The organism is Aeromicrobium sp. JJY06, from assembly GCF_044069275.1.
Lineage (GTDB): Bacteria > Actinomycetota > Actinomycetes > Propionibacteriales > Nocardioidaceae > Aeromicrobium > Aeromicrobium tamlense.
Genome location: NZ_JBIMRD010000002.1, coordinates 42403 through 64800, shown reverse-complemented (window position 1 = coordinate 64800; position 22398 = coordinate 42403). Strand labels below are relative to the sequence as shown.

Genomic DNA, 22398 nt, shown 5'->3' with positions numbered 1-22398 from the left:
TGAGACGTTCGTGAGAGGACTCTCATGAACGCCGCACTGTCAGACGAGCGGCCGCCAGGGGCGCATGAGGCGCTCGTAGAGGCGGGCGATCGTGGGGCGCTCGCGCCACGTCTCGGCGTCGAGGACCTGCGCGCTCTCGGCGTCGCGCTCGAAGATGCGGCGCATCCCCTTCGCCAGGCCCTCGTCGAGGATCTCGAGGTTGATCTCGTAGTTGCCCGTGAGGCTGAGCCGGTCGATGTTGGCGGTGCCGATCGTGGACCACTCGCCGTCGACCGTCATCGTCTTCGCGTGCACCATGTGGTCGCTGTAGCGCAGGATCTCCACGCCGGCGTCGAGCAGCGGGCCGAAGTAGCCACGGGCGACGAAGTCGGCGACCACGTGGTTCGAGACCTTCGGCACGAGGATGCGCACCTGCACGCCGCGACGGCTGGCGTCGATGAGCGCCTGCAGGATGTTCTGGTCGGGGATGAAGTACGCCTGCGTGATCTCGATCGTCTCGGTCGCCCGGTCGATCGCCTCGAGGTACATCCCGCGGATCGGGTAGATCAGCTGCCGCGGCACGTTGCGGTGCGCGCGCACGTGCGGGTCCCACGTGGACTCCGACAGCGCGGTCATGCTCTCGTGCGGCCGGACGTCGTTCCAGAAGTCGATGAACGCGTTCTCCAGGTCCCACACCGCGGGACCGGTGACCGCCACGTGCGTGTCGCGCCACTCGTCGGCGTAGAGGCTGCCGATGTTGTACCCGCCGACGAAGCCGATCGTGTCGTCGACGACGAGGATCTTGCGGTGGTTGCGGCCCCACGCGCGCGGGCTGAAGAACGCCAGCCGGTGCGGCAGGATCGGGTAGCGCATCATCCGCACGCCGTGACCGAAGCGGAAGAAGCTCGGCGGGACCACGAGGTTCGCGAAGCCGTCGTAGACCACGCAGACCTCGACGCCGCGGCCGGCCGCCTCGCGCAGCGCCGCACGGAAGCGGCGCCCCATCGCGTCGGCCTTGATGATGTAGGACTCCAGCAGGATCCGCTTCCGGGCGCCGGCGATCGCCGCCAGCATGTCGTCGTAGAGGGCCTCGCCGGAGACGTAGACCTGGACCTCGTTGCCGCCGCCGATGGTGAAGTGGTCGGCCTCGATGCGCGGCAGCGGCTCGGTGCCCTTGCCGCGCAAACGCTTGCGCACCGACGTCGCCGTCATCAGCGAGACGACGGCGCCGACCTGTACGAGGAGGGCGCCGAGGAGGAACCGGCGGAGCCAACCGCGGGGGTGGGACGACCGGAGCGACATGGCGCTCAGCCTAGGTGGTCTCACACGAAGACCGCGACCGGGCGCGCTTCGGAGCCCGCGGCCTCGTACAGCGCGAGGAAGGAGCCGTCGGGCGCGAACATCGCCACCGGCTTGCCCGACGGGACCGAGAGCCCGGGCAGCGCGCGGCCGTACCGCACGTCGCGAGCCTGGTCCTCGTCGAGCTCGACCGCCGTGAACGCGGCACGCGCCGCGTCGTCGAGGCCGACCATCTCGAAGTGCTCCCCCAGCTGGTCGAGGGTGCGCGCCTGGTCGAGCGTGAAGCCGCCGACGCGGGTGCGACGCAGGCTGGTGAGGTGACCGCCCACGCCGAGTGCGGCACCGAGGTCGCGCGCGAGCGCGCGGACGTAGGTGCCGCTCGAGCACTCCACGCGGACACGGGCGACGGCACGCTCCCCCGGCTCGAACTCGAGCAGCTCGAACGCCGAGACGACGACGGGTCGCGCCTTGAGCTCGACCTGTTCGCCCGACCGCACGCGCGCGTAGGCGCGCTGGCCGTCGACCTTGATCGCCGAGACCGACGACGGCACCTGCTCGATCGCGCCCGTCAGCGGCTCCATGGCCGCGCGGACGTCGTCGATCGTGAGCGCCGAGGCGTCGGCGACGGAGGTCTCCTCACCCTGCGCGTCGTCGGTGACGGTGGTCGCGCCGAGCGAGATCGTGGCGAGGTACTCCTTGTCGGCACCCGCCACGTGCCCGAGCAGGCGCGTGGCGCGGTTGACGCCGAGCACGAGGACGCCCGTCGCCATCGGGTCGAGGGTGCCGGCGTGGCCGACCTTGCGCGTGCCGGCGAGCCGGCGGGTGCGACCGACGACGTCGTGCGACGTCCAGTCGATCGGCTTGTCGACGACCACGAGACCGGACTCCGTGGTCGCGGCACGCCTCTCGCCCTGGGGCGAGCCGTGCCGCGACCGCGGAACCTCACTGCTCAGTGGACTCGTCCTCGTCCTCGCGCTGCTTGTACGGGTCGGCGTCGCCGGCGTACGTGGCGCCCTGGGCCTGCTCTGCGACCCGCGCGTCGGACTCGCGGGCCTTCGCCAGCAGGTCCTCGATCTCGCGGGCCGTCTCGGGAACGGAGTCCAGGAAGAACTCCAGCGACGGCGTGTGCCGCGCGCCGAGCTGCTTGCCGACCTCGGAGCGGATCAGGCCGGTGGCGCTGACCAGCGCCGCGGCCGTCTCCGCACGAGCGGTCTCGTCGCCCATCACGGTGTAGAAGATCGAGGCGTGCTGACCGTCGCCGGTCAGCCGCACGTCGGTGATGGTGACGAAGCCGAGCCGCGGGTCCTTGACCCGCCGCTCGAGCATCGTCGCCACGATCTCCTTGATCCGATCGGACTTCTTGGCCTGACGAGGACTCGCCATCGTCAGTCCCGCTTCTTCTCGACCAGCTCGAAGGCCTCGATCACGTCGCCGAGCTTGATGTCGGAGTACGAGACCACGACACCGCACTCGAAGCCCTCGCGGACCTCGGACGCGTCGTCCTTCTCACGGCGCAGGGACAGCACGTCGAGGTTGTCGGCCACGACGGAGCCGTCGCGGACGATGCGCACCTTGGCGTTGCGTCGGATCGAGCCACTGGTGACCATGCAGCCGGCGATGTTGCCGCCCTTGACCTTCGAGGACCGGAAGATGTCGCGGATCTCGGCGGTGCCGAGCTGCTGCTCCTCGTAGATCGGCTTGAGCATGCCCTTGAGCGCGCTCTCGATCTCCTCGATGGCCTGGTAGATGACCGAGTAGTACTTGATCTCGACACCCTCGCGGTCGGCCAGCTCGGTCGCCTTGCCCTGGGGCCGGACGTTGTAGCCGATGATGACCGCGTTGGACGCCGCCGCCAGGTTGACGTCGGTCTCGGTGATCGCGCCGACACCGCGGTCGATGACCCGCAGTGCGACCTCGTCGCCGATCTCGATGCCGGCCAGCGAGTCCTCGAGGGCCTCCACCGAGCCGGCGCCGTCGCCCTTGAGGATGAGCAGGAGCTCGTCCGTCTCGCCCTTCTCCATCGAGGACATGAAGTCCTCGAGGGTGCGGCGACCCGAGCGCTTGGCCAGCAGCGCGTTGCGCTCGCGCGCCTCACGCTTCTCGGCGATCTGACGGGCGATGCGGTCGTCCTCGACCACCATGAAGTTGTCACCCGCGCCGGGCACGGCCGTGAGGCCGAGCACGAGCGCCGGACGCGACGGGGTCGCCTCCTCGATGTTGTCGCCGAACTCGTCGAGCATGGCGCGGACGCGGCCGAAGGCCGGACCCGCCACGAGCGAGTCGCCGACACGCAGGGTGCCGCGCTGGACGAGGACGGTGGCCACGGGGCCACGACCACGGTCGAGGTGCGCCTCGATCGCCAGGCCCTCGGCCTTCTGCGCCGGGTTGGCGCGCAGGTCGAGCTCGGCGTCGGCGGTCAGCACGATCGACTCGAGCAGGGTGTCGAGGCCCTGCTCGGCCTTGGCCGAGACGTCGACGAACATCGTGTCGCCGCCGTACTCCTCGGGCACCAGGCCGTACTCGGTCAGCTGGCCACGGACCTTGGACGGGTCCGCACCCGGCTTGTCGATCTTGTTGACCGCGACGACGATCGGCACACCGGCGGCCTTGGCGTGGTTGAGCGCCTCGACCGTCTGTGGCATGACGCCGTCGTCAGCCGCGACCACGAGGATCGCGATGTCGGTGGCCTGGGCACCACGGGCACGCATGGCGGTGAACGCCTCGTGGCCCGGGGTGTCGATGAACGTGATCGCACGCTCGGCGCCGTCGACCTCGGTCGTGACCTGGTAGGCACCGATCGACTGCGTGATGCCGCCGGCCTCCTTGGCCGCGACGTTGGCCTTGCGCAGCGCGTCGAGCAGCTTCGTCTTGCCGTGGTCGACGTGACCCATGACGGTGACGACCGGCGGACGGGCCGCCAGATCGCTCTCGTCGCCGGCGTCCTCGCCGAACTCCAGCGAGAAGGACTCGAGCAGCTCGCGGTCCTCGTCCTCGGGCGAGACGACCTGGACGTCGTAGTTCAGCTCCTCGCCGAGCAGCTGCAGCGTCTCGTCGTTGACCGACTGCGTCGCGGTGACCATCTCGCCCATGTGGAACAGCACCTGGACGAGCGATGCCGCGTCGACGCCGACCTTGTCGGCGAAGTCCGTCAGCGAGGCGCCACGGGCCAGGCGCACGACCTGCCCGTCGCCCTTGCGGACGCGCACGCCGCCGATCGACGGCGCCTGCATCTGGTCGAACTCTTGACGCTTCGCGCGCTTGCTCTTGCGTCCACGACGGACCGGGCCACCGGCGCGACCGAAGGCACCCTGGGTGCCGCCGCGCTGGTTGCGGCCGGGGCCGCCGGGGCGACCGCCACCGGGAGGACCGCTGAAGCCGCCGGGACGGGCTCCGCCGCCACCGCCACCGGGACGACCGCCGCCACCGGGACGACCGGGACCGCCGGCGCGACCGCCGGGACCGGGACGAGCGCCGGGACGGGCGGGACCGACCGCGGACTGCTTGGGCATCATCGCCGGGTTGGGACGGGGCATGCCCGGACGAGCCGGGGCGCCGCCGCCCTCACGGGCCGCAGGCGGACGCGGCGCCCGCTCCTGCTGCATGCCCTGCTTGGACGAGAACGGGTTGTTGCCCGGACGGGCCGCCGGCGTGCGCGGACCCGGACGGGGACCACCGCTGGTGGGCAGGCCGCCGGCCTGGCCGGGGCGCGGGGCCGGTCCCGGACGGGGACCGGGGGTGCGCGACGGCGCGGGGGCGGGAGCCTCCGCGGCAGCAGCGGCCGGGGCCTCGGGGGCCGACGGCTGCTGGGGTGCCGGGGTGGGCTTCGCGGCCGGGGCGGGTGCCGCCGGCTTGGGCGCCGGAGCCGGACCCGGCTTCGGCGCAGCAGGCGCCGCCGGGGCGGCCGGCGATGCGGCGACCTCGGCGGGCGTGGACTCGGGGGTGGTGCTCTCGGGCGCCTTCTGGGCCTCCGGCTTCTTCGCCGGGGCGGCCTTCTTGGCAGCCTTCTTCGAACCCTGCTCGCGCAGGCGGTCGCCGTGCTCCTCCTTCAGACGGCGCACGACCGGCGCCTCGACGGTGGAGGACGCCGACTTCACGTACTCGCCCATCTCCTTGAGGGTGGACAGGACGACCTTGCTCTCAACACCGAGCTCGCGGGCGAGCTCGTGGACTCTTACGGCCACTCTTCTCCTTCAGGGATCCGGCCCCGAAGGAGGCACGGATCAGTTGTAGACGTACAGGCTCATTGCGCGGTGCATCTTCATTGCGCAGTACTCATCGAGTGCTCATGAGCGTGTGCTCCGATTTCCGTTTCGAGCGACACCGGTCGGTGCCGCAGTGGTCAGGCTCTGCACTGGGCCTCGTTCCGCACCCAATCGGTCAGGGCGTCGGTGTCCGGGGATCCTTCGAGTCGAAGGGCCCTGACGAACGCCCGCCGGTCGAGGGCGAGCTGCAGGCACCGTTCCGCGGGGTGCAGATGCGCTCCGCGGCCCGGTCGAGTGCCGTCTGGGTCGGGCTCCACGGTGACTCCCGTGGCACTCCGTCCGGCGACGACTCTCACCAGAGTGGACTTCTCCGCACGCTGCCGGCAGCCGACGCACGTACGAATCACCATCGTCAAGTCTAGCGGCTCTACCGAGGCGACGCCGAATCGCCACCCGGCGTGGGTGCCGTGTCGGGTCGGATGTCGATGCGCCAACCCGTCAGCTTCGCTGCGAGACGGGCGTTCTGGCCCTCCTTGCCGATCGCCAGCGAGAGCTGGAAGTCGGGCACGACCACGCGCGCGGAGCGCGTGGCCTCGTCGACGATCGTGACGCCCTTCACCTGCGCGGGCGACAGCGCGTAGGCGATGAACTCGGCGGGGTTCTCGCTGAAGTCGACGATGTCGATCTTCTCGCCGTGCAGCTCGGTCATCACGGCGCGGACGCGCTGGCCCATCGGGCCGATGCAGGCGCCCTTGGGGTTCACGCCGGCGGCGGTGGCGCGCACCGCGATCTTCGTGCGGTGACCGGCCTCGCGCGCGATGGCCGCGATCTCGACCGAGCCGTCGGCGATCTCGGGCGACTCGAGCGCGAACAGCAGCTTCACCAGGTTCGGGTGGGTGCGCGAGACCTTGACGCGAGGACCGCGCAGGCCGCGCTCGACCTCGTAGACGTAGGCCTTGATGCGCTCGCCGTGGGCGTAGCGCTCCTCGGGTACCCGCTCGTTCAGTGGCAGCACGGCCTCGATCGAGCCGAGGTCGATGTAGACGTCGCCCGGCGAGCGACCCTGCTGGATCACGCCGGAGACGATGTCGCCGACCTTGCCGGAGAACTCGCCGAACTTGCGCTCGTCCTCGACGTCGCGGATGCGCTGCATGATCAGCTGGCGCGCGACGGAGGCGGCGAAGCGGCCGAAGTCCTCGGGGGTGTCGTCGAACTCCTCGGTGAACGTGGCGGGGGGCGTCTCGCCGTCCTCGGACGGCGGGGTCTCCAGACGCTCGCGCGCCCACACCGTGACGTGGCCGCTCTTGCGGTCCAGCTCGACGCGCGCGTGCTGCTGGGCGCCCGAGGTCTTGTGGTACGCCGAGAGCAGGGCGGTCTCGATCGCGTCGACGACGAGGTCGAAGCTGATGCCCTTCTCGCGCTCCAGCATCCGCAGCGCGGACATGTCGATGTCCATCAGACGTCCTTCCGGTTCAGCTCGATCTGCACGACGGCCTTGACGATCTCGTCGTACGGGAAGCGGGTGGTGTCGCCCTTGACGGCCAGGTCGACGCCCGTGGCATCGCTCTCGCCCACGCGGGCCTCGAAGCGCTCGCCATCGGTCAGCTCGACGGCCACGACACGACCGGCGTTGCGACGCCAGTGGCGGGCCTCGACGAGGGGCCGGTCGACGCCACGCGACGCGACCTCGAGCGTGTACGGGCTCTCGCCCATGACGTCGGAGTCGTCGAGCGCGGCGGAGATGGCGCGCGTGGCCGCGGCGATGGTGTCGATGTCGACGCCGCCGTCGCGGTCGACGGCGACCAGGAGGCGGCGGCGCTCGCCCTTGCCCAGCAGCTCGACCTCGTCGAGGTCCAGGCCGAGGGGGGTGGTGACGGGTTCGAGGAGACTCGAGATCCCTTCCGGGGTGGGGGTGGTCATCGGGTGCTCCTGTTCAGTTGTCATCCGTACTGCCCCACCCTACCGAAGAGGTCGAGGTCGGTAGTCTGCGGTCGTGAGCAGCCGACGCGTCGTCATCGCCGCCGCCGGCGGAGCCGCGGTGGGCCTCGCGGGACTGTTCGTCACCGACACCTTCGACGACGCGCTGCGGGCCGTGGGCGCCACGCCCAAGCCACTCCCCCGCCCCGAGGACACCTCGCTCCTGCGGGCCGTCGTCGAGGACCAGCAGCGCGTGCTGGCGGTCGCGCGAGGCGCCGCGAACCCCGAGGTCGTGACGCTGGTCTCGGCCCAGCTGGAGCAGCTCGGCACGACGCCCGGCACGGGCACCGAGGCTGGCGACCTCGCCGAGGTGCTGCGCACGGCCGTGGGTCACCGCGCCACCGACGCGCGCGCCGCGATCTCCCCCGACTTCGCCCAGGTGCTGGCGTCGATGTCGGCCGGGCTCGCGCAGGCGGTGACGCTGGCGTGAGCACCGCGACCGAGCTGCGCCTGACGCAGCAGTGGCTGGCCCTCGAGCACGAGGCGATCTGGGTGCTCGCCCTCGTCGGGGCGCGGTTCCCCGCGCTCGAGGGGGCCGCGCAGGACGCCCTGCCGGCCCACGAGACCACGCGCGACCGGCTGGCCGACGCCGTCACGGACCTCGGCGGGACGCCCGTGGCGACCCAGCCCTCCTACGACGTCACCGATCCGCGCGACGCGAGCGCCGCTCGAGCGCTGGTGCGCGACGTGGAGGCCCGCATCGCCGCCGCCTGCGTGCGACTCGTCGGCCCCACCAGCGATCGGGCTCGCGACCGCGCCGTCCGCGGCCTGCGCGCCGCCGCTCTCGCCCAGGTCCGCTGGGGCGCCGACCCCGAGCCCTTCCCCGGCCTCGACTGAATCTCTCGCCTCCGGCGAGCAAGATCTGTAGCGGCATCCACCGTTTTCCCGGCGTTCAGGCCGAAAAACTGTGGATACCGCTACACATCTGGCGCCGCGGAGCGGTGGTCAGGCGTGGTCGGCGAGCACCGTGACGAGCTCGCCGACGGGCACGTCGCGACGCTCGCCGGTGGCGCGGTCCTTCACCTCGACGACGCCGTCGGCCAGGCCCTTGCCCACGACGACGATCGTCGGGACGCCGATCAGCTCGGCGTCCTTGAACTTCACGCCGGGCGACATCTTCGGGCGGTCGTCGTAGAGGACGTCGAAGCCGGCCGTCTCGAGCTCGGCGACGAGGCCGTCGGCGGCCTCGAACAGGGCGGGATCCTTGCCGGCCACCACGAGGTGGACGTCGAAGGGCGCGACCTCCTTCGGCCACACGATGCCGGCGTCGTCGTACGAGCCCTCGACGACCGCCGCCACAGCGCGCGAGACGCCGACGCCGTACGAGCCCATCGTGACCGTGACGAGCTTGCCGTTCTCGTCGAGCACCTGCAGGCCGAGCCGCTCGGCGTACTTGCGGCCGAGCTGGAAGATGTGGCCCATCTCCATGCCGCGCGCCAGCTCGAGCGGACCCGAGCCGTCGGGTGCGGGATCGCCGGCGCGCACCTCGGCGGCCTCGATCGTGCCGTCGGACGCGAAGTCACGGCCCGCGACGAGGTCGAACACGTGCCGGCCCTGCTCGTTGGCGCCGGTGATCCAGCTGGTGCCGTCGACGACGCGGGGGTCCGTCAGGTAGCGAATGCCCGTGGTGCTCTCGGCGCCCAGCGCCGCGGGACCGATGTAGCCCTTCACGAGGCCCGGCTGCTGAGCGAACGCGGCCTCGTCGAACGGCTCGACCTCGGCGGGCGCCACCTGCGTCTCGAGGCGCTTCGCGTCGACCTCGCGGTCGCCGGGGAGGCCGATCGCGAGCGGCTCGGTGGAGCCGTCGGGGTGGCGCAGCATGACGAGGACGTTCTTGAGCGTGTCGGCCGCGGTCCACGGGCGGTCCTGGCGCGGGTGCTTCTCGTTGGCGTGGGCGACCAGCGTCTCGATCGTCGGGGTGTCGGGCGTGTCCTCGACGTGCGCCGCGGGCAGGCCCTCGAACGCGATCGCGTCGGGCACGACCGTCGTGACGGCCTCCACGTTGGCCGCGTAGCCACCGGGCGAGCGCACGAACGTGTCCTCACCGGTCTCGGAGACCACGAGGAACTCCTCGCTCGCCGAGCCGCCCATGGCGCCGGAGTCGGCCTGGACGATGACGTAGTCGAAGCCGAGGCGGTCGAAGATGCGGATGTAGGCGGCGCGGTGCGCCTGGTAGGCCGCCTCGAGGCCCTCGTCGCTCACGTCGAAGGAGTACGAGTCCTTCATGATGAACTCGCGGCCGCGCAGGATGCCCGCGCGGGGACGCGCCTCGTCGCGGTACTTCGTCTGGACCTGGAAGAGGATCGCGGGCAGGTCCTTGTAGGACGAGAACGTGTCCTTCACCAGCAGCGTGAACATCTCCTCGTGCGTGGGGCCGAGCAGCATGTCGTTGCCGCGACGGTCCTTGAGCCGGAAGAGGTTGTCGCCGTACTCGGTCCAGCGGTCGGTGGCCTCGTAGGGATCGCGCGGCAGCAACGCCGGGAAGCGCACCTCCTGGCCACCGATGGAGGCCATCTCCTCACGGACGATCGCCTCGACCTTCGCCAGCACCCGCAGGCCCAGCGGCAGCCACGAGTAGATGCCGGGCGCGACGCGACGCACGTAGCCGGCGCGGACGAGCAGCTTGTGGCTCGGGACCTCGGCATCGGCGGGATCGTCGCGCAGGGTACGGAGGAACAGCTGGCTCATGCGCATGGCACGAGGCTATCGGCTGGCGCGACGGGCGACGTGACCGCCCGACGGGCTCAGGAGGAGCGCGCGAGGTGGAGCGCGGCGCGGATCAGCGGCCACTGCAGCGGCAGGCGCGCCAGGACTCCGGCCTTGAACGCCGGGGACGTCCGGCGGCTGCCGACGACGTCGACCGCCATCTGCACGTTCGCCGGGAACACCGCCGCCAGCAGGCCGGCGGACGCGATGGCGCCGACGCGGCGCGTGGGCGGTGCGATCACCGCGGCCGCGCAGACCAGCTCGGCGACGCCCGATGCGAGGACGATCTCGCGGTGGCGCGGCAGGAAGCGCGGCACGATCCGCTCGAAGACCTGCGGACGGACGAGGTGGATGACGCCGGAGACGGCGAACGGGACGGCGACGAGCGCCAGATCGGTGCGACGGGACATGGTGCCTCTCAGAGCAGGATCGAGGCGAACGTCTCGACCTGGCGGAAGCCGACACGCTCGTACGTGCGGCGGGCGGGGGTGTTGTGCTCGTTGACGTAGAGGGTGACCGCGGGCGCCACTGCGCGGCGCACCTGACGGATCACGGACGCGAGGGCCGGGGCGGCCACGCCCGTGCCGCGCAGCTCGGGGTGCACCCACACGCCCTGCAGCTGGCAGCCGGTGTCGGTCGAGGCGCCGACCTCGGTCTTGAACAGCACCGTGTCGTCCTCGATGATCGCGTACGACCAGCCCATCGACACCAGCTGCGTGACGCGGGCGCGGTACCCGCTGGGCGAGCCCACCGACTCGGGATGGACCCCGACCTCCTCGGTGAACATCGCGACGCACGCCGGGTAGAGCGTGTCGACCTGGTCGATCCGGACCGGGCGCACGCGCGGGTCGAGCGGCACGTCGCTGTCGTGCTTGAGGACCATGAACGGCTGCGACGGGCGCGGTGAGCGCGCCGGGCCCCACTCGTCCTTCACGCGGTCCCACAGCGGCAGCACCGTGGCGGCGGTCCCGACGAGCGAGCTCGGCTTGTGGCCGTGGGTCAGCAGTCGCTCGCTGAAGGCCTCGATGGCAGCGGGCGTGGCCTGGGCCGGGACGACATTGGCCCCCACGTGCAGCAGCGAGACCGCCTGGCCGTCCTCGAAGTAGCCCCACAGCTCGGCGCCGAACCAGCGGCGGTCGAGGCGCGTGGAGTCCACGCGGTGGCGGACGAACATGTCGACGAGCGGCTCGCGGTCGAGCACCTCGTGGATGAGCTCGAGGTCGGCGCGACCGAGCGGCCTCACGTAGGAGGACGTCGCGGCAGGCGGGTCGCACACCTCGGTCATGTGACCCAGACTACCCGCGGGACTTCGGCTGCAACTCGGTGTCAGGACACGGAGACCGAGGCCGAACCGCCCTCGACCGGCTCCATCGTCTCGGCGATGCGCATCGCCTCGTCGATGAGGGTCTCGACGATCTGGCTCTCGGGGACCGTCTTGATGACCTCGCCCTTGACGAAGATCTGACCCTTGCCGTTGCCCGACGCCACGCCGAGGTCGGCCTCGCGGGCCTCCCCCGGTCCGTTCACGACGCAGCCCATGACCGCGACGCGCAGCGGGACCTCGAGGCCGTCGAGGCCCGCGGTGACCTGCTCGGCGAGCGTGTAGACGTCGACCTGGGCGCGGCCGCAGGACGGGCACGAGACGATCTCGAGCTTGCGGGGGCGCAGGTTGAGCGACTGCAGGATCTGGATGCCGACCTTGACCTCCTCGACCGGCGGGGCCGAGAGGGAGACCCGGATCGTGTCGCCGATGCCCTTGCTGAGCAACGCGCCGAACGCCGTGGCGCTCTTGATCGTGCCCTGGAAGGCGGGGCCGGCCTCGGTGACGCCCAGGTGCAGCGGCCAGTCGCCGCGCTCGGCGAGCATCTCGTACGCGCGCACCATGACGACGGGGTCGTTGTGCTTGACCGAGATCTTGAAGTCGTGGAAGTCGTGCTCCTCGAACAGCGAGGCCTCCCAGACGGCGGACTCGACGAGCGCCTCGGGCGTGGCCTTGCCGTACTTCTCGAGCAGGCGCTTGTCGAGCGAGCCCGCGTTGACGCCGATGCGCAGCGAGACGCCCGCGTCCTTGGCCGCCTTGGCGATCGCGCCGACCTGGTCGTCGAACTTGCGGATGTTGCCCGGGTTCACGCGCACCGCGGCGCAGCCGGCGTCGATCGCGGCGAAGACGTACTTCGGCTGGAAGTGGATGTCGGCGATGACCGGGATCTGCGACTTGCGCGCGATGGCGGGCAGCGCGTCGGCGTCGTCCTGGCTGGGGCACGCGACGCGCACGATGTCGCAGCCGGCGGCGGTGAGCTCGGCGATCTGCTGGAGCGTGGAGTTCACGTCGGAGGTCAGCGTGGTGGTCATGGACTGCACCGAGATCGGGGCGTCGCCGCCGACGTCGACGGTGCCGACCTTGATCTTGCGCGTGGGCCGGCGAGGTGCGAGCACCGGCGGCGGCGCCTCGGGCATCCCGAGGTCGACCCCGCTCACGAGAGCCTCACCGGATTGACGATGTCCGCGTAGATCAAGACCACACCCATGACTATAAGGACGAGCCCAACCCCATAGGCGACCGGCAGCATCTTCGCGACGTCCACGAAACCGGGATCCGGCTTGCCCCGCAGGCGGGCGAACACGCGCCGCAGCTGCTCCCACAGCGCCCCCGCGATGTGCCCGCCGTCGAGCGGCAGCAGGGGGATGAGGTTGAACAGCCACAGGAAGAGGTTGAGGCTCGCCAGCAGCCCGATGATGCGCTGCGCGCGCTCGCCCCACGTGGGGTCGTTGTACGTGACGAGCTCGCCGGCCACGCGGCTGGCGCCGACGACGCTGACGGGACCCTCGGCATCGCGCTCGGCACCGAGGGCAGCCTTCGCGACGTCGACCATGCGGGCGGGCAGGTGGACCAGGGCGTTCGCAGTGGCGCCGATCATCTCCCCCATCTGGTCGATGACGAAGACGGGTCCCTGGCGCTCGTTGACGAAGGTGGGCGAGACGCCCAGGAAGCCGACGTTCTCGACCCGCTCCGGGTCGTCGACCGACGCGCGCGCCAGCACCGACGTGTTCACGGTGACCTCGCGCTCGGCGCCGTCGCGCTCGAAGCCGATCGTCGCCTCGCGGTCGCCGTTGCGGCGGATCAGCGTGGTGACCTCGGTCCAGTCGTCGAGCGGCTCGCCGTTGAACGTGGTGAGCACGTCGCCCGTCTCTAGGCCGGCCTGCCGCGCGGGGGTGACCGGGTCGGCGTCGGTGCACGCGCGGCCGACCTCGGCGTCGGTGATGGCGCAGTCCGAGACCTGACCGACGGTGGTGGTCGGGGTGGGCACGCCGAACGCCATGAACGAGATCGCGAACAGCACGGTGGCGATCAGCAGGTTCACGGTGGGGCCGCCGGCCATCACGATGACCTTCTGCCACCAGGGCTTGCGGTAGAACAGGCGGTCCTCGTCGGCGGGATCGACGTCCTCGTACTCGGCCGCGCGGGCGTCGGTGGCCATCTGGGTGAACAGGCCGGTGTTGGACGAGCGGACGACGAGGTGGCCGTCGTGGTCGCGCTCCTCGCGCTCGGGCGGAAGCATGCCGACGAGCTTGACGAAGCCGCCGAGCGGGATGGCCTTGAGGCCGTACTCGGTCTCGCCACGCTTGACCGACCACACGGTGCGGCCGAAGCCGACGAAGAACTGCGTGACCTTGACGCCGAACTTCTTCGCGGGCCACATGTGGCCGACCTCGTGCAGTGCGATCGAGACCGCGACGCCGATCAGGAAGACGATGACCCCGAGCGCGTACATCATCGGCGGGCCGTCCCTGCTCGGACGGCGACAACCTGGCGAGCGCGCTCACGGGCGCGCGCGTCGGCCTCGAGGACGCGCTCGACGGAGAGGTCACCCGTGGCCGCTTCCGGGTCGGCGAGGTGGTCGTCCACGATCTCGGCCACCGTGTCGACGATGCCGAGGAAGTCGAGGTCGCCGGCCATGAACGCGTCGACGCAGACCTCGTTCGCGGCGTTGAACACGGCGGGGGCGGTGCGTCCGAAGGCTCCGGCACGACGGGCGACGCGGATCGCGGGGAACGCCTCGTCGTCGAGCGGGAAGAACTCCCAGGCGGTGGGCGACGTCCAGTCGCAGGCGGGCACGGCGCCGGGGACGCGCCGCGGCCACGAGAGCCCGAGCGCGATCGGCAGGCGCATGTCGGGCGGCGAGGCCTGGGCCATCGTGGAGCCGTCGACGAACTCGACCATCGAGTGCACGACCGAGGTCGGGTGCACGACGACGTCGATGCGGTCGTACTCGATCCCGAACAGCAGATGCGCCTCGATGACCTCGAGGCCCTTGTTCACCAGTGTGGCGGAGTTGATCGTGATGACGGGGCCCATGTCCCACGTGGGGTGCGCGGACGCCTGTTCAGGGGTGACGTCGAGCAGCTCGTCGCGCGAGCGACCGCGGAACGGTCCGCCGCTCGCGGTGAGCACGAGTCGGCGCACGTCCTCGGGGTCCTCGCCGCGCAGCGCCTGCGCGAGCGCGGAGTGCTCGGAGTCGACGGGCACGAGCTGGCCCGGCTTGGCGGCGTCGAGCACGAGCTCGCCGCCGATGATGAGCGACTCCTTGTTGGCCAGCGCGAGCGTGGCACCGGTCTCCAGCGCGGCCAGGGTGGGCATCAGGCCGACAGCGCCGGTCATACCGTTCAGAACGGTGTCGGCGGGCACCCGCGCGGCCTCGACGGCCGCATCGGGACCGGCCACGAGCCGCGGCAGCCGGTACTCCCCCGCCGACCAGCCCCGCCGCTGCGCCTCGGCGTACAGCGCGAGCTGCACGTCCTGCGCGGCGGTGGCATTGGCCACGGCGACCAGCTCCACGCCGAACTCCAGCGCCTGGGATGCCAGGGTCGCCGGATCGGCGCCTCCGGCGGCCAGCGCCACCACGTCGAACCGGTCCGGATTGGCTCGCACGACGTCGAGCGCCTGCGTGCCGATCGACCCGGTCGAGCCCAGGACGACCACCCGCGAACTCATGGGGTCCATTGTGGCACCGGCCGGCGAACCCGGGGCCGAGCCCTGCGAGCCGGTCAGGTGAGGGTGCCGCCGTGCAGGAGCGTGGCGAGCACGTCGCCGTACGTGCGCTCCATGCGCTCGCCGTAGTCGCCGGCGTCATGCATCTCGGCGCGAGCGGGATCGACCCGTCCGGCGCGCAGCACGAGCTCGAGCTCGTACTTCTCGTCACCGGTGTGGATCGTGGCCGGGTCACCCTCGATCCGGAAGCCGGCCTCGCGGTCAGGCTCGGCGCCCAGACGCACGATCGCGAGCACGCTCACGACCCAGGTGTGGCGGTCGGGGACGGACAGCGCCACGGGCGCGCCGGCGCGCAGGCCGAGGTCGCGCAGGCCGCCGGCGAGCGAGGCGCTCTCGTGGAGCAGCTGGGCGTAGGACAGCGAGCCGGAGGGCGTGACGAGCGCGAGCTCGTCGGCGCGGCCCTCGACCACGTGGCGGTCGAGGGCGCGGAAGGCGATGCTCTGCACGCGTGCCATCAGTTTCCCCTGAAGATCGGGTCGCGCTTCTCGGTGCGGGCGAGGGCCGCCTCCTTGACGTCCTGGCTGGCCCAGACGTCGCGGAAGCTCTGCTCGATGCGCTCGTCGTCGCGGCTCGAGCCGTTGAGGACGAGCTTGTTGTGCGCCAGCGTGAGCGGCGCGAGCCGGGCGATCTCGTGGGCCCAGGCGATCGCGTCGTCGAGGGTGCCGGCCCGGTCGGCCAGCCCGCACGTGAGGGCCTCGTCGCGGTCGATCGTGTCGGCGGCGAGCATGACCCGGCGGGCCCGGCCGCTGCCGGCGAGGTCGGCCAGGGTGCGGATCGTCCACGCGTCGACGGCCATGCCGTTGCGCGCCGTGGGGACCGCGAACCGGGCACGCTCGTCGACCACGCGCAGGTCGCACGCGATCGCGAGCTGGGTGCCGGCGCCGATCGCGGGGCCGTTGACGGCCGCGATCACCGGCACGGGGACCTGCGCGAGGTGGTGCAGCATCCGGTACAGGGCTTCGATGAACTCGTCGCCGTAGACGCCGTCGAGGTCGGCACCGGCGCAGAACGCCGAGCCCTCCCCCGTCACGACGAGCACGCGGGCTCCCTGCTCGACGGCCTCGGTGGCGGCCTCGTGCAGCTCGCGGCACAGCGCGAGGTTGAGCGCGTTGCGCCGGTCGGGACGGCGGAGGGTGAGGACGACGACGTCGCCGTCGCGCGCGATGGTCAGCAGGTCGGGCATGCGACCCAACCTAGCGAGCGACCATCGCGCGGACGGCTCCGCGTCACTTGACTTCGGTGCGCTGGACCCGCAGGTAGCCCAGCACGCCGGGCACGACGACCCAGAGGCAGAACGTGAACGCGAAGCGCAGGTACTCCAGCGCCCCGACGTCGACCGAGTTGCCCATGACGTCCTCGCCTGCGATGAGAGGCGTGGCCGCGTAGTTGAAGTCCAGCCACGGCAGCAGATCGCGCGCCCAGCCGAACAGGGCCATCAGGATGGGGTACGCCACGAGCGGCAGGATCAGCGCGACGACGTAGAAGCTGGCCACAGCCGCCGGCGTGTTCAACAGCAGCATTGCGAACGCGAAGGCCATCCAGAAGAACGCCAGCTGCAGCACGACCGTCCAGAGCAGTTCCTTGCCCGTGAGGTTCCAGACGACGTCGTGGTCGGTCAGCATGCCGTAGAGGACGTTGCCGAGAGCACCGAAGACGGCCGCCAGGACGAGCGTACCGAGGGCGAGCAGCGTGACGGCGGCGAACTTCGCACCGATGACGCGGCCGCGGTGGGGCTGCAGGCTGAAGGTGGTCAGGTGCGTGCGCTGGCTCCACTCGCTGCTCACGGAGAGGATCGCGAACACCGGCAGCAGGATCGACAGCGGGATGGTCATGATCTGGGAGAAGCCCGACGCCGTGATCGTCACGTCGTCGTTCAGGGCCAGCACGAGCAGCGTGAGCACCATGGCCAGCAGCAGCAGCCCACCGGTGATGATGAACAGCCACAGACCTCCGCGGGTGTCGAACATCTTGCGCAGCTCGACCCTGACTTCGCGGGAGAAGGGGATGGCGGGACGCGACAGGTCGATCGTCGAACCGCTCGTGGTGGTCGTGCTCATGACTGGGCTCCTTCGGTGGCGAGGGCATCGCGCTGGTCGTCGGCGGTGAGCTGCAGGAACATGGCCTCGAGGCCCGCCCCGTCGGCCTCGCGCAGCTCGAGCAGGGCCACGCCCGCCTTCGCGGCGGCCAGGCCGACCTCCTCGGGCGACGCGGTCGAGGTGACGGCGTCGGAGGCGACCGACGCCTCGAGGCCGGCGGCCTCGAGCGCCCCGATCAGGGCGACCTGGTCGCGCGCCCGCACCCGCGTGCCGGCGGCGCGCAGCAGCTCGTCCTTGGTGCCGCTGGCGACGATGCGGCCGTGGCCGATGACGATGAGGTCGTCGGCGATGATCTGGATCTCGTGCAGCAGGTGCGACGAGAGCATGACGGTGCCGCCGCGGTTCGCGTACTCGCGCAGCAGCTGGCGCATCCAGTGGATGCCGGCCGGGTCGAGGCCGTTGGCGGGCTCGTCGAGGATGAGCACCTTCGGGTCGCCGAGCAGCGCGTGCGCGATGCCGAGGCGCTGGCGCATGCCGAGCGAGTAGTTGCGGACGCGGCGCTTGGCCTCCTTGGGCGTGAGACCCACGAGGGCGAGCATCTCGTCGACGCGCGACATCGGCAGGCCCATCGCGCGGGCGCCGATGACGAGCACCTCGCGACCGGTGCGGCCGCCGTGCTGGGCCGAGGCGTCGAGCAGGACGCCGACCTGCGTGCCGGGGTTGGGGATGTCGGCGTAGTTCGCGCCGCCGATGGTGGCGGTGCCGCCCGAGGGGCGGGTCAGGCCGGTGATCATCCGCATCGCCGTGGACTTGCCGGCGCCGTTGGGCCCGAGGAACCCGGTGACGCGTCCGGGCCGGCACACGAACGAGACGTCGTCGACGGCGCGGAAGTCGCCGTACGACTTGGACAGGTTCTGGACTTCGATCATGACTCCACCCTGCCGTGTGCCGAGGTCTCGCAACAGACGCCGACACGCTCGTTCTGGTAGCCGAAAGTAGGGGGCGCGCCATCCCCTCGCCCGAGGTGCCGCGCCGAGGGTCGCGCCTATCCTGAGGCGGTGACGCCCCCGCCCCCTCCCCTGTCCCTCTGGGGGCACGTGTGGCGCACCCTGGTCGCTGTCGCGATCTCCGCGGTGGCGTGGTCGGCGCTGTTCCCCTGGCAGTGGGAGAACGCGCGCTGGTGGTGGTGGCTCGACCTCCTCGTCGGACTCGCGTGCTTCATCCTGGTGTTCTGGCGCCGGCGCTTCCCGGTCACGGTGGCCCTCGTCACGAACGTCGCCAGCGCCTTCGCGTCCACGGCGGGCGGTCCGGCCACGCTGGCGCTGTTCTCGCTGTCCACCCGGCGCCAGTGGCGCGAGATCGTCCCGGTGAGCATCGCCACCCTCGTCTCGGCGTTCGTCTTCGTGGTCGTCGACCCCACCACCGACCGGGGCCTGTGGCTGCTCAACGTCGGCTTCGTCATCACGATCATCGGGTTCACGATCGGCTGGGGCCTCTACGTGGGTTCGCGCCGCGAGCTGATGGCCACGCTGCAGGAGCGCGCCGAGCGCGCCGAGGCCGAGCAGGCCGCCCGGGTGTCGCAGGCGCGCACGGCCGAGCGGGCTCGCATCGCGCGGGAGATGCACGACGTGCTGGCCCACCGGATCTCGATGGTCACGATGCACGCCGGGGCGCTCACCTTCCGTGAGGACCTCGGCGCCGAGGAGATCCGCCGCACCGCCGGCATCATCGAGCAGAGCTCGCGCCTGGCCCTCGTGGAGCTGCGCGAGGTGCTCGGCGTCCTGCGCGACGACGTGGGCGACGGCGCCCCCGAGCCGCCACAGCCCACGGCCGCTGGCATCGACGGCCTCGTCGAGCACTTCCGCGCCTCGGGGATGAACCTCGACTCCAACCTGTCGGTCGACCTCTCGACCGTGCCGGAGTCCATCGGTCGCACCGCCTTTCGTGCGGTCCAGGAGGGCCTGACCAACGCGTCCAAGCACGCCCCGCACGCGCGGGTCGCCCTCGCGATCACCGGCGGTCCGGACGACGGCCTGGTCATCGAGGTGTCGAACCCGCTGCCGGCCGGAGGGCGTGCTCCCGACCTGCCCGCCTCGGGCCTCGGGCTCGTGGGTCTGGCCGAGCGAGCCGAGCTCGCCGGCGGCCGCCTGCACCACGCCGTCGTGGCCGGCCATCACGTCCTGAGAGTGTGGTTGCCGTGGATCGCGTGACTCGAGTGCTGCTCACCGACGACGACCCGCTCGTGCGCGCGGGTCTGGGCCTCATCCTGGGCGGCGCCCCCGGCATCGAGGTCGTGGCCGAGGCGTCCGACGGGCGCGAGGCCGTGGCCACCGTGCGCGAGCGTCCCGTCGACCTCGTGCTGATGGACCTGCGGATGCCCGTGATGGACGGCATCGAGGCCACCCGCGTGATCACCACCGAGCCCTCTCCCCCGAAGGTCGTGGTCCTGACCACCTTCGACGCCGACGACCACATCGTGCGCGCCCTCGCCGCCGGTGCCGCCGGGTTCCTCCTGAAGGACACGCCTCCCCCGCGCATCGTCCAAGCGATCCAGGCAGTCATGGCGGGCGAGCCGATCCTGTCGCCGGCCGTCACCGCCAACCTCATCCGCCAGGTCACGGCGGACGGTGCCGACCAGCGGCGCACCGCCGCGGAGCGCCTCGTCGCCACCCTCACCGAGCGCGAGCTCGACGTCGCCCATGCCGTCGGCCAGGGCCGCTCGAACGCCGAGATCGCGGCCGAGCTCTTCATGAGCCTCGCCACCGTGAAGGCGCACATCTCGCGCATCTTCGCCAAGCTCGACGCCTCGAACCGCGTCCAGGTCGCCATCACGATGCACGACGCCGGCCGCCTCTGAGGCGCTCGAATCGAGACTCCCGCGACTTTTGGAACGGAATGCACCGTTCGAGCGCGGGAAAGCGTGCAAACCGTTCCAGAAGTGGACCAGGAAGGCGGTTACTCGGCGGCGGCGAGCTGGCCGCAGGCGCCGTCGATGTCGGAGCCGCGGGTGTCTCGGACCGTGGTGGGGATGCCCTTGGCCTCGAGGCGGCGGACGAACTCGCGCTCGTCCTCGCGGCGCGAGGCGGTCCACATCGAGCCGGGCGTCGGGTTCAGCGGGATGAGGTTGACGTGCACCCAGCCCCAGTCGCCGTACGAGTTGAGCACATCGCCCAGCAGGTCGGCGCGCCATGCCTGGTCGTTGATGTCGCGCATCATCGCGTACTCGATCGAGACGCGGCGCTTCGTGGTCTTCGCGTAGTTCCACGCGGCCTCGACCGTCTCGGCGACGCTGGAGCGGTTGTTGATCGGCACCAGCTCGTTGCGCAGCTCGTCGTCGGGCGCGTGCAGGCTGAGCGCGAGGGTGACCGGGATGCCCTCCTCGGCGAGCTGGCGCATGCGCGGGACGAGGCCGACGGTGGAGACCGTGATGTTGCGGGCGCTCATGCCGAGGCCGTCGGGCGCGGGCGCCACCATGCGACGGACGGCACCGATGACGGCCTTGTAGTTGGCCATCGGCTCGCCCATGCCCATGAACACGACGTTCGAGAGGCGGCCCGGGCCGCCGGGGATCGCGCCGGACTCCATCTGGTGCGCGGCGTCGACGACCTGGTCGATGATCTCCGCGGTGCTCATGTTGCGCTGCAGGCCGCCCTGGCCGGTGGCGCAGAACGGGCACGCCATGCCACAGCCGGCCTGGCTGGAGACGCAGATGGTGGCGCGGTCGGGGTAGCGCATCAGCACCGACTCGACGAGCGCGTTGTCGAACAGGCGCCACAGCGTCTTGCGAGTGGTGCCCTTGTCGGCCTCGAGCACGCGGACCTGCGACAGCAACTGCGGCAGCAGGGCGCCGACGATCGCGTCGCGCTCCTTCGCCGGGAGGTCGGTCATGTGCTCGGGATCGCGCTCGTGGCGGGCGAAGTAGTGGTGCGCCACCTGCTTGACCCGGAACGGCTTGAGGCCGAGCTCCTCGGCGGCGGCCTTGCGCTCGTCGCCCGAGAGGTCGGCGAGGTGCCGCGGGGGCTTGCCCCGTCCACGCGCCGGTGCCATCACGAGAGGCAACGGCTTGGGATTCACGTCCGCAACGTTCACCTCGTTCGCCATGTCCCCAGTGTCCCAGACGGCGCCCACCGGGAACGAATCCGCGCGAGGACGGCTCAGAGCGCGCGGAAGCGCGGCGACAGCGCGGCGACGAACTCGAGCTTGTCCAGCACGGGTCCGGCAATGACGAACGGGTAGAGCGGGTCCTTGCCCATCGAGCGGTTGATCTGGTTGAGCGCCACCGAGAGCGGGATCCAGACGCCCGTGACGAGGTCGCGGAACGAGCGGAACGCGCCCACGTCCACCGACGTCAGCCCGAACGACTGCGCCGTGTCGATCGTGTCGGCGATGTGCAGCACGTGCGCGAACGTCTCGGCGAAGTCCTCGAACGGGTGCATCGTGGCGTAGGCGCTGATGTAGCGATCGGTCCAGCCGGCCGGCGGGCCGTCGGCGTAGTGCCGGTCGAGGGCCTCCTGGTAGTCCGCGCGCTCGTCGCCGAAGAGATCGCGCGCGGCCTCGATGAGGTCGCCCTGAACCAGCTGGGACTCGTAGTAGTGGCCGGTCTCGTGCCGGAAGTGCCCCAGCAGCGTGCGGTAGGGCTCGTCGAGGTCACGGCGCAACCGCTCGCGGTGCACGCTGTCGCCCTCGGCGAGGTCGATCGTGACGATGCCGTTCTGGTGTCCCGTGGTCACCGGCTCGTTCGCGCTGGACAGCAGGTCGAAGGCGAGCCCGTTCTCGGGATCCTCCGCGCGCGTGACGATCGGAAGCTCCAGCGCGTCGAGCTCGACGATGAGCCGGCGCTTGGCCGACTCGGCCCCGGGGAACGCCCGCATGCCCTCGGGGTCATGGTCGTTCGGGCGGGTCCGCGTGAGCACACAGTTGAAGCACAGCGTGCCCTCGAAGCGTGTCAGCCACGTGCACGCGGCCAGCTCGCGGTTGGCGCAGCGCCACCACACGAGTCCTTCGGCATCGACGTAGCGGCCCTGCTCGTCGACGGGGACGATCGCCCGCTCCTCGCGGGAGAACCCGAGCTCGGCACCGCACGAGACGCACGCGGTGTTCTCGAAGTACAGGGGGTTGCCGCACCGACGACACTCGAACGCACGCACGG

General features: G+C 71.3%; 23 protein-coding genes. 4 read left to right on the top strand and 19 right to left on the bottom strand.

Annotated elements, in window-relative coordinates:
• Positions 1 to 39 precede the first annotated feature (39 nt).
• From ACGWYL_RS11810 to rimP, 7 genes are all read right to left on the bottom strand, one after another.
• The gene (locus ACGWYL_RS11810; protein ID WP_179425100.1) at positions 40 to 1281 is read right to left on the bottom strand and encodes a phosphatidylserine/phosphatidylglycerophosphate/cardiolipin synthase family protein; all 1242 of its coding nucleotides are present in this window, start codon (positions 1279 to 1281) and stop codon (positions 40 to 42) included.
• A 20-nt stretch (positions 1282 to 1301) separates the two neighbouring features.
• Positions 1302 to 2153: a tRNA pseudouridine(55) synthase TruB gene (truB, locus tag ACGWYL_RS11805; protein WP_395487275.1), complete on the bottom strand. Its 852-nt coding sequence runs from the start codon at positions 2151 to 2153 to the stop codon at positions 1302 to 1304.
• 67 nt (positions 2154 to 2220) lie between these two features.
• Positions 2221 to 2661, bottom strand: coding sequence for a 30S ribosome-binding factor RbfA (gene rbfA / locus ACGWYL_RS11800; protein WP_269306475.1), 441 nt, complete (start codon positions 2659 to 2661; stop codon positions 2221 to 2223).
• Positions 2662 to 2663: 2 nt separating this feature from the next.
• Positions 2664 to 5459 carry a translation initiation factor IF-2 gene (gene infB / locus ACGWYL_RS11795; protein ID WP_179425104.1) on the bottom strand — a complete coding sequence of 932 codons (2796 nt, stop codon included), beginning with the start codon at positions 5457 to 5459 and terminating at the stop codon, positions 2664 to 2666.
• 158 nt (positions 5460 to 5617) lie between these two features.
• A complete protein-coding gene (locus tag ACGWYL_RS11790) occupies positions 5618 to 5890 on the bottom strand; it encodes a YlxR family protein (RefSeq protein WP_395487274.1) in 273 nt (90 codons plus the stop codon).
• 17 nt (positions 5891 to 5907) lie between these two features.
• Positions 5908 to 6936, bottom strand: a complete 1029-nt coding sequence (gene nusA, locus ACGWYL_RS11785) for a transcription termination factor NusA (RefSeq protein WP_179425108.1) — start codon at positions 6934 to 6936, stop codon at positions 5908 to 5910.
• Positions 6936 to 7400, bottom strand: a complete 465-nt coding sequence (gene rimP / locus ACGWYL_RS11780) for a ribosome maturation factor RimP (protein ID WP_395487273.1) — start codon at positions 7398 to 7400, stop codon at positions 6936 to 6938. Before rimP ends, nusA begins: the two co-directional genes overlap by 1 nt.
• 73 nt (positions 7401 to 7473) lie before the next feature.
• On the opposite strand from rimP, the gene ACGWYL_RS11775 reads away from it, so the two are divergent.
• Together ACGWYL_RS11775 and ACGWYL_RS11770 are read left to right on the top strand one after the other, a co-directional pair.
• A complete protein-coding gene (locus tag ACGWYL_RS11775) occupies positions 7474 to 7887 on the top strand; it encodes a hypothetical protein (RefSeq protein ID WP_395487272.1) in 414 nt (137 codons plus the stop codon).
• The gene (locus tag ACGWYL_RS11770) at positions 7884 to 8294 is read left to right on the top strand and encodes a DUF4439 domain-containing protein (protein ID WP_395487271.1); all 411 of its coding nucleotides are present in this window, start codon (positions 7884 to 7886) and stop codon (positions 8292 to 8294) included. The genes ACGWYL_RS11775 and ACGWYL_RS11770 overlap by 4 nt, the downstream gene beginning before the upstream one ends.
• A gap of 108 nt (positions 8295 to 8402) precedes the next feature.
• On the opposite strand, the gene ACGWYL_RS11765 is transcribed toward ACGWYL_RS11770, so the two are convergent.
• The 10 genes from ACGWYL_RS11765 to ACGWYL_RS11720 are packed head-to-tail and all read right to left on the bottom strand — an operon-like array spanning position 8403 to position 18178.
• Positions 8403 to 10145, bottom strand: coding sequence for a proline--tRNA ligase (locus ACGWYL_RS11765; RefSeq protein ID WP_395487671.1), 1743 nt, complete (start codon positions 10143 to 10145; stop codon positions 8403 to 8405).
• A gap of 56 nt (positions 10146 to 10201) precedes the next feature.
• Entirely contained in the window at positions 10202 to 10573 is a 372-nt protein-coding gene (locus ACGWYL_RS11760) for a hypothetical protein (RefSeq protein WP_179425118.1), read from the bottom strand.
• Between the two features lie 8 nt (positions 10574 to 10581).
• Positions 10582 to 11448, bottom strand: a complete 867-nt coding sequence (locus ACGWYL_RS11755; RefSeq protein ID WP_179425120.1) for a DUF4081 domain-containing GNAT family N-acetyltransferase — start codon at positions 11446 to 11448, stop codon at positions 10582 to 10584.
• Positions 11449 to 11489: 41 nt separating this feature from the next.
• The gene (ispG, locus tag ACGWYL_RS11750; RefSeq protein ID WP_395487670.1) at positions 11490 to 12620 is read right to left on the bottom strand and encodes a flavodoxin-dependent (E)-4-hydroxy-3-methylbut-2-enyl-diphosphate synthase; all 1131 of its coding nucleotides are present in this window, start codon (positions 12618 to 12620) and stop codon (positions 11490 to 11492) included.
• 17 nt (positions 12621 to 12637) lie between these two features.
• On the bottom strand, positions 12638 to 13939 hold the full coding sequence (locus ACGWYL_RS11745) for an RIP metalloprotease (protein ID WP_269306462.1): 1302 nt from the start codon (positions 13937 to 13939) through the stop codon (positions 12638 to 12640).
• Positions 13936 to 15156: a 1-deoxy-D-xylulose-5-phosphate reductoisomerase gene (dxr, locus tag ACGWYL_RS11740; protein ID WP_395487270.1), complete on the bottom strand. Its 1221-nt coding sequence runs from the start codon at positions 15154 to 15156 to the stop codon at positions 13936 to 13938. The genes ACGWYL_RS11745 and dxr overlap by 4 nt, the downstream gene beginning before the upstream one ends.
• Positions 15157 to 15209: 53 nt before the next feature.
• Positions 15210 to 15668: an AMP-binding protein gene (locus ACGWYL_RS11735; RefSeq protein ID WP_179425124.1), complete on the bottom strand. Its 459-nt coding sequence runs from the start codon at positions 15666 to 15668 to the stop codon at positions 15210 to 15212.
• The gene (locus tag ACGWYL_RS11730) at positions 15668 to 16396 is read right to left on the bottom strand and encodes an enoyl-CoA hydratase (protein WP_395487269.1); all 729 of its coding nucleotides are present in this window, start codon (positions 16394 to 16396) and stop codon (positions 15668 to 15670) included. Before ACGWYL_RS11730 ends, ACGWYL_RS11735 begins: the two co-directional genes overlap by 1 nt.
• 43 nt (positions 16397 to 16439) lie before the next feature.
• A complete protein-coding gene (locus ACGWYL_RS11725) occupies positions 16440 to 17270 on the bottom strand; it encodes a hypothetical protein (protein ID WP_179425126.1) in 831 nt (276 codons plus the stop codon).
• Positions 17267 to 18178: an ABC transporter ATP-binding protein gene (locus ACGWYL_RS11720; RefSeq protein WP_269306455.1), complete on the bottom strand. Its 912-nt coding sequence runs from the start codon at positions 18176 to 18178 to the stop codon at positions 17267 to 17269. Before ACGWYL_RS11720 ends, ACGWYL_RS11725 begins: the two co-directional genes overlap by 4 nt.
• A 129-nt stretch (positions 18179 to 18307) precedes the next feature.
• Here ACGWYL_RS11720 and ACGWYL_RS11715 point away from each other — a divergent pair, with 129 nt between their 5' ends.
• Together ACGWYL_RS11715 and ACGWYL_RS11710 are read left to right on the top strand one after the other, a co-directional pair.
• Positions 18308 to 19459, top strand: a complete 1152-nt coding sequence (locus ACGWYL_RS11715; RefSeq protein ID WP_395487268.1) for a histidine kinase — start codon at positions 18308 to 18310, stop codon at positions 19457 to 19459.
• Positions 19456 to 20106, top strand: coding sequence for a response regulator (locus ACGWYL_RS11710; protein ID WP_395487267.1), 651 nt, complete (start codon positions 19456 to 19458; stop codon positions 20104 to 20106). Before ACGWYL_RS11715 ends, ACGWYL_RS11710 begins: the two co-directional genes overlap by 4 nt.
• 98 nt (positions 20107 to 20204) lie before the next feature.
• On the opposite strand, the gene rlmN is transcribed toward ACGWYL_RS11710, so the two are convergent.
• Both rlmN and ACGWYL_RS11700 read right to left on the bottom strand, forming a co-directional pair.
• On the bottom strand, positions 20205 to 21296 hold the full coding sequence (gene rlmN / locus ACGWYL_RS11705; RefSeq protein ID WP_218846638.1) for a 23S rRNA (adenine(2503)-C(2))-methyltransferase RlmN: 1092 nt from the start codon (positions 21294 to 21296) through the stop codon (positions 20205 to 20207).
• 107 nt (positions 21297 to 21403) lie between these two features.
• On the bottom strand, positions 21404 to 22396 hold the full coding sequence (locus ACGWYL_RS11700) for a putative zinc-binding metallopeptidase (RefSeq protein ID WP_179425141.1): 993 nt from the start codon (positions 22394 to 22396) through the stop codon (positions 21404 to 21406).
• Positions 22397 to 22398 lie beyond the last annotated feature (2 nt).